This window comes from Streptomyces sp. SID5785, assembly GCF_009870065.1.
Lineage (GTDB): Bacteria > Actinomycetota > Actinomycetes > Streptomycetales > Streptomycetaceae > Streptomyces.
Map to the genome: position 1 here is coordinate 1 of NZ_WWIA01000572.1, position 6,216 is coordinate 6,216.

Here is a 6,216-nt window from a genome sequence, read left to right on the forward strand (position 1 = left end):
CCCCACCCCCACCCCCAATCCCATCCGGAGTCCATATATCAAGACGGGTATCTCACTATTCGATCGAGCGGCGTAGCGTGATCGGCACACCCGGGGCAGCCGCTCCGGGCGTGCCGTCGTTCCGTGAGAGGACCGGGCCATGCCGCAGGAGACCGCCGTGTACACCCACGGCCATCACGAGTCCGTACTGCGTTCGCACACCTGGCGCACCGCCGCCAACTCCGCCGCGTACCTGCTCGGTTCGCTGAAGCCGCACATGAAGATCCTGGACATCGGCTGCGGCCCGGGCACCATCACCGCGGACCTGGCGGCGCTGGTGCCCGACGGCCACGTCACCGGCGCCGACCACGCGGAGGGCATCCTCGGCCAGGCCCGCGCGACGGCGGCGGAACGCGGCCTGACCAACGTCGACTTCACCACCGCCGACGTGCACGCGCTGGACTGGCCGGACGACACGTTCTGTGTCGTGCACGCGCACCAGGTGCTGCAGCACGTGGGCGACCCGGTGCAGGCCCTGCGGGAGATGCTGCGGGTCACGAAGCCGGGCGGGATCGTCGCGGTGCGGGACTCGGACTACGCGGCGATGACCTGGTACCCCGAGTCCCGGGAGATGACGTACTGGCTGGACCTGTACCGGCGGGTCGCCCGGGCCAACGGCGGGGAGCCGGACGCCGGACGCCGGCTCAAGTCATGGGCGCTGGAGGCCGGTTTCGCCGCCGGGGACATCACCGCCACGGCGGGCACGTGGTGTTACGCGACGCCGGACGAGGTCGCCTGGTGGAGCGGCCTGTGGGCGGACCGCACGGTGGCCTCGGCCTACGCGGACCGCGCGGTCGAGGGCGGCCACGCGACGGCCGAGCAGCTGGCCGGGGTGTCGCAGGCGTGGCGCACGTGGGGCGCGGCCGACGACGCGTGGTTCTCGGTCCTGCACGGCGAGATCCTGTGCCGCAAGCCGGTGCGGTAGCTAGGCCGGTCACCGGTCGCGGCCGGGGCGGCTTGCCGGAAGTGATCACGCGGCCGGGACGGGCCAACTAGGCTTCCCGTCATGGAAATCCTGGGAACCACGCTGCGCATCTGCGTCGAGGACCTGGAGTCCTCGGTCACGTTCTACGAGCAGCTCGCGGGCAGCCGCGCCATGCGTTTCGAGCGCGGCGGGGTCTCCGTGGCCGCCGTCGGCTGCTTTCTCCTGATGAGCGGGCCCGAGCGGGAGCTCGAGGTGCTGCGCAAGGTGTCGGCGACGATCGCGGTCAAGGACGTCGACGAGGCGAAGGCTGTGCTGACCGCGTCCGGCGCGCAGGTCATCGCCGGGCCGGTGCCGACCCCCGCGGGCCGGAACCTGATCGCGCTGCACCCGGACGGCTCGGTGTTCGAGTACGTCGACCGGCAGGCGGCCGAGACGGCCTGATCCGGGGCTCCCCGGCACGTATCCTCGCCCCGGGCGCGACGGCGCGCGCGAGGGCGAAGGGCAGGGTGCACAGGTGACCGGCAGCGACACGGACCGGGGACGCACGGACGGGAGCGGGCAGGGGCACGTCTCGCTGAGCGACCGGGCGCGCGAGGAGATCCGGCAGCGGATCGTGGACCGGCGCTACCCGATGGGCTCCCGCCTGGTGGAGCGCGAGATCGCGGCGGAGCTCGACGTGTCCCGCGTGCCCGTGCGCGAGGCGCTGCGCGCGCTGGTCGCCGAGGGTCTGCTCGAGATGCTGCCCCGCAGCGGCGTGCGCGTGCGCAGCCTGGAGCGGGACGACGTGCGGCAGCTGTACGAGGTGTGGGAGCCGCTCACGGTCCAGGCCTCGCGGCTCGCGGCCCGCCGCGTCGCGGCCGCGGGCGATGACGATGCACGAGTGCTGGCCACGCTGCGCGCGACGCTGGAGACGGCGGAGCGGGCCGCGGCGGCGGACGAGGGCGCGCGCGAGGTGGCCGCGCACACCGCGTTCCACGAGGAGGTCGTCGCCCTGTGCGACAACCCGCTGCTCGCGCGCACGATGGAGCAGCTCAGCTGGCAGTTGCAGCTGGTCTTCGGGCTGCGCGAGGAGCCGGCGCACATGCGGGCCCAGCACGCGGACATGTACCGGCACATCGCGGCGGGCGACGCCGAGGCCGCGGCGGCCAGCACCCTGCTGCACGTCCGGGACAGCCGGGCCGTCGCCGAGCGCTCCCTCTTCGGGGGCGCGCCCGAAGACGGCGGAGGCGACGGAGACGACGGAGACGACGGATCCGGCCAGGACGGCACACCGGTTTCGTATACCAAAGCGGACCCGCCGGCGAAGCCCGCACGGCGGACGTCGCGGAGAACCGCGTAGAAAGCGCCGCACACCGCCCCTTCCGCCCCCTTCACACCTCCTCCTCAGGGCCACCCTTGCCGCGCCTTCCGCAATTGGTATACCAATAGGGCGGACCAGGAGCCCCGCCCTCGAGGAGTCCCCATGTGCGTCGACCCCGCCCCGCCGCCCTCCGCCCGGCTGACCCGCCGCGGCGTGCTCGCCGCCTCCGCAGCACTCGCCGGCACCGCCGGCGCCCTCGCCTCCGGCATCGGACCGGCCTCGGCCGCCTCCGGGGCCGCGACCGCCGCCGGAGGCGCGCGGCGCCCCGCCCGCACCGGTGACCTCGTCGTCGAGGGCGGCACGCTGCTCGACCCCGGGACCGGTGACGTCGTCGAGGACGCCGTCGTCGTGATCCGGGACGGTGTGATCCGGGCCGCCGGGCGGCGCGGCCGGGTCGACGTGCCGGAGGGCACCCCGCGCCTGGACGCGCACGGCCGCTGGGTGCTGCCCGGGCTCGTCGACGCCCACATCCACATCAACACCATGTCCGAGGCCGCGGACGCGCTGCGCCAGGGCGCCACCAGCGCGCGCAGCGGTTCGACGAACTTCTACCAGGACATCGCCGTGCGCGAGCTCGCCCGGCAGGCACCGGAGCTGGCCCCGCGGCTCACGGCCGCCGGCGTCTTCGTCACCCCCGACCTCGGCGACACCGTCCTCGGCGACCCGGACCTCGTTCCGCTCGCGCGGCTCAAGGGCGGCGTGCGGTCCGCCGAGGCGTTGCGCCGCGTCGTCGACGTGAACGTGGCGCGCGGCGCCGACGTCATCAAGACACGGGTCAACCCGCGCGCGGGGCTGGCCGAGCAGGACCCGCTGGAGCAGGTCTACTCGCACGAGCAGCTGTCCGAGATCGTCGCGGCGGCGAAGCGGCACGGCAAGGGCGTGCTCTGCCACAGCTACAGCGAGCAGGGCTGCCACGACGCGGTGACCGCGGGCATCCGCTCGCTGGAGCACGGCGCGTTCGTCGGCGAGCGCACGCTGGCCGAGATGCGCCGCCGCGGCACGTTCTTCACGCCGACCCTCGGCGCCATCGCGGGCATGATCGGCTCCGACGACCCGGTTCTCGACGAGCGCGGGCGCACCTACCTGCCGCTGCTCAAGAAGGCCGCGCTCGCCGCGCACCGGATGGGCGTCCGGCTCGCGGCGGGCACCGACTCCTCCGGGGGTGTCGTCGACCCGATCGGCGGCGAGGTCGAGCTGATGCACTCCGCCGGGCTCAGCGCGCTGGACGCCCTGCGCACCGCCACCACGGGCGCGGCCGAACTCCTGGGCCTCACCGGCACCGTGGGCCGGCCCGTGCGGGGCTTCGCGGGCGACCTCGTGCTCGTCTCCGGCGACCCGCTGGCCGATCTGTCGGTGCTGCGGGCCCCGACCCGTGTGGTGCACGCGGGCATCGCGCTCTGAGCCGGCCGGTCCCGCCGCGCCGCGCGCGTCCCGGGCGGCCCTGCGTGGACCTGCGTGCCCTGCGCGGCGCGCGAGTGCCGCACGTCGCGTGAGCCCGCTCAGCCCGCTCAGCCCGCTCGGGCCACTGAGCCCTTGAACGTCACCGTCCCAGCCCCGTCCGCCACAGACCCTCCGCGTCCTTGACCCCCTGAGGAGATCCGTATGACTCCCCCGCAGCTGTCCCGCCGCGGTGTCCTCACCTCCGGTGCCGCCTCGCTCGGGGCGGCGCTCGCCCCCGCCGGAGCGGCCCGGGCCGCGCAGACCGACGCGCACCGGCCGCCGCGCCAGGCCGTCGTGTTCCGCAACATCCGACCCTTCGGCGCCGCCGAGGCCGTCGACCTGACCGTCGTCGACGGCGTCGTCGCGGACGGGCCCGCGCCCAAGGGCGCCAAGGTGGTCTACGGGGACGGCCGCATCGCCCTGCCCTCCCTGGTCGACGCCCACATCCACCCGGACAAGACCAGCTGGGGCGGCTCCTGGGTGACCCGCAGGCCGGCGAACAGCATCGCCGAGTTCTGCGAGCAGGACGTCGAGCTGTTCCGTGCCCAGAAGCGCCCGGTCGGCGAGCGGGCCCACGGGCTCATGGCGCACGCCGTGACCCGCGGCACCCGCGCGATGCGGGCGCACGCCGACGTGGCCCCCGCCTTCGGGCTGGCCGGCGTCGAGGGCATCGCCGAGGCGCGCGAGCGGCTCGCGGACGCGCTGGACGTCCAGATCGTGGCGTTCCCGCAGCACGGCGTCGTGCGCACCCCGGGCACCGCGAAGCTGCTCGAGGACGCGGCGCGCGCGGGCCTGGTCGACATGATCGGCGGCATCGACCCGATCAGCTTCGACAACGCCCTGGACGAGCAGCTCGACCTGGTCTTCGACCTCGCCGACCGCTACGGCGTCGGGGTCGACATCCACCTGCACGACCGGGACGAGAAGGGCACGAAGGTGCTGCGCGGCATCATCGAGCGCACCAGGGCGCTGTCCCTGCGCGGCAAGGTGACGGTCAGCCATGTCTTCTGTCTGCCGTACCTGTCCGAGGGCGAGCTCGACACGATGGCCGCCGACCTGGCGGAGCAGGACATCGCGCTGACGACGGTCGCACCGAGCCCGTCCCTGGTGCTGCCGGTCGCCGCGCTGCAGCGGCACGGGGTGCGGGTCGGGCTCGGCTCGGACGGGGTGCGGGACTCCTGGAGCCCCTTCGGCGACGCCGACATGCTGCACCGGGCGCACATCCTGGGCTGGATCAACGACGTCCGGCTCGACGAGGAACTCACCGCCTGCTACACGGTCGGGGCGAACGGCTCGGCCGACGTGATGGGCCTGCCCCACGTCGACTTCACGCCCGGGTCGCCCGCCGACTTCGTGCTCGTACGCGGTGAGTGTGTGCCGCAGATCGTGGTCGACATGCCGCAGCGCGACCTGGTCGTGCACGGCGGCCGGGTGGTGGCCCGCTCCGGCGAACTCGTCTGAGCACGCCGCACGGCCGGGCCCCCGGCCCGGCCGTGCGGCTCCCGTCCTCAGTCGCCGGACGCGCCCGCCGAGGGGCGCATCCGGAAGTCGTACTCCACAGGCACGGGCTCGCCGGGCGCCACCCGGGACCAGAGCTCGTGGATGACCTCGGCGCCCTCGCGGAGGTCGGCCACCTCGAAGCCCGCCGCGAACACGGCCCGCGCCGCGGCGGCGTCGCCCTCGGCCAGCAGCAGTTCCGCCTCCAGCAGGCGGAACCGGCCCCGCGCGCGTGTCACCGGGTGCAGCCGGGTCCACACGCTCCGGGCGGCCCCGGTCCGCCCGGCCAGGAGCAGCGCCGCGATCGCCTCGCGCCCGAGCGACGCGGAGGCGGCGACCCAGGTCTCGCCGTCGTCCCGGCGCTCGGCGCACAGATCGTCGAAGGCCTCGGCGTACCGGTCGGCGGCCCGCTCGGCGTGTCCGTCCGCCGCGTCGGCCACCGCGAGGCACCGCAGGAACGGCCAGGAGGACGGGGCGAGTTCGAGCCCGCGCTCCCAGCTGCGCACGGCCTGCGCACAGTCGCCGGCATGCCACTGCGCGACACCGAGGTGGTACTCGGACAGCGGGCGGGCCGGTGCCGTCTCCAGCATGTCCCGCCACTCCGGGGCGACGAGCGAGGGGCCGGGCGGTCCGACCCGGCGCGGCTCGGGGAGCACGCCGGTCTCGAGCAGCTCGCGCCACGGTTCCTGGGCCGGCTCCAGCGTCGACTCCTCGAAGGGCGTGCCGGGCAGTTTCCAGCCGGTGCGCAGCAGTTCGAGCGCGCCCCAGCCGGACCCGTGCGCGAGCCGCGTGCCGGGCTCGCTGTCCGCGCAGGACAGCCAGGCCGCGTAGGCGGCGTCCACGTCGGCCCGGGGCAGCGCTGCGTCGAGCCGGCGCTCGGTCTCGGTGACGGCGGCGTCCCAGTCGTCGGTGTCGTGCACCGCCGCCGGGTCGGCCGTCAGCGGGCCGTACGCCT

4 protein-coding genes and 2 pseudogenes are annotated in these 6,216 nt (G+C 75.0%); 5 read left to right on the top strand and 1 reads right to left on the bottom strand.

The window, feature by feature from the left end:
• Window positions 1–139 precede the first annotated feature (139 nt).
• The 5 genes and pseudogenes from GTW43_RS18590 (at window position 140) to GTW43_RS18610 (ending at window position 5,225) form a co-directional block, all read left to right on the top strand.
• Window positions 140–964 (top strand): class I SAM-dependent methyltransferase, encoded by an 825-nt coding sequence (locus GTW43_RS18590; RefSeq protein ID WP_161303143.1) that lies wholly within the window; start codon window positions 140–142, stop codon window positions 962–964.
• Window positions 965–1,045: 81 nt separating this feature from the next.
• Window positions 1,046–1,405, top strand: a complete 360-nt coding sequence (locus GTW43_RS18595) for a VOC family protein (RefSeq protein WP_161303145.1) — start codon at window positions 1,046–1,048, stop codon at window positions 1,403–1,405.
• 73 nt (window positions 1,406–1,478) lie between these two features.
• Window positions 1,479–2,174, top strand: a pseudogene (locus GTW43_RS18600) (GntR family transcriptional regulator); the annotation flags it as partial.
• Between the two features lie 252 nt (window positions 2,175–2,426).
• Window positions 2,427–3,725, top strand: a complete 1,299-nt coding sequence (locus tag GTW43_RS18605) for an amidohydrolase family protein (RefSeq protein WP_161303148.1) — start codon at window positions 2,427–2,429, stop codon at window positions 3,723–3,725.
• A gap of 201 nt (window positions 3,726–3,926) precedes the next feature.
• On the top strand, window positions 3,927–5,225 hold the full coding sequence (locus GTW43_RS18610) for an amidohydrolase (protein ID WP_161303149.1): 1,299 nt from the start codon (window positions 3,927–3,929) through the stop codon (window positions 5,223–5,225).
• A 47-nt stretch (window positions 5,226–5,272) separates the two neighbouring features.
• Here the strand turns inward: GTW43_RS18610 and GTW43_RS18615 are convergent.
• Window positions 5,273–6,216: pseudogene (locus GTW43_RS18615) on the bottom strand (DUF5107 domain-containing protein); the annotation flags it as partial.

Bases quoted from the DNA above. Each gene is read 5' to 3' on its own strand.
- GTW43_RS18590 (WP_161303143.1), top strand. From the start codon at position 140: ATGCCGCAGGAGACCGCCGTGTACACCCACGGCCATCACGAGTCCGTA.
- GTW43_RS18595 (WP_161303145.1), top strand. From the start codon at position 1,046: ATGGAAATCCTGGGAACCACGCTGCGCATCTGCGTCGAGGACCTGGAG.
- GTW43_RS18605 (WP_161303148.1), top strand. From the start codon at position 2,427: ATGTGCGTCGACCCCGCCCCGCCGCCCTCCGCCCGGCTGACCCGCCGC.
- GTW43_RS18610 (WP_161303149.1), top strand. From the start codon at position 3,927: ATGACTCCCCCGCAGCTGTCCCGCCGCGGTGTCCTCACCTCCGGTGCC.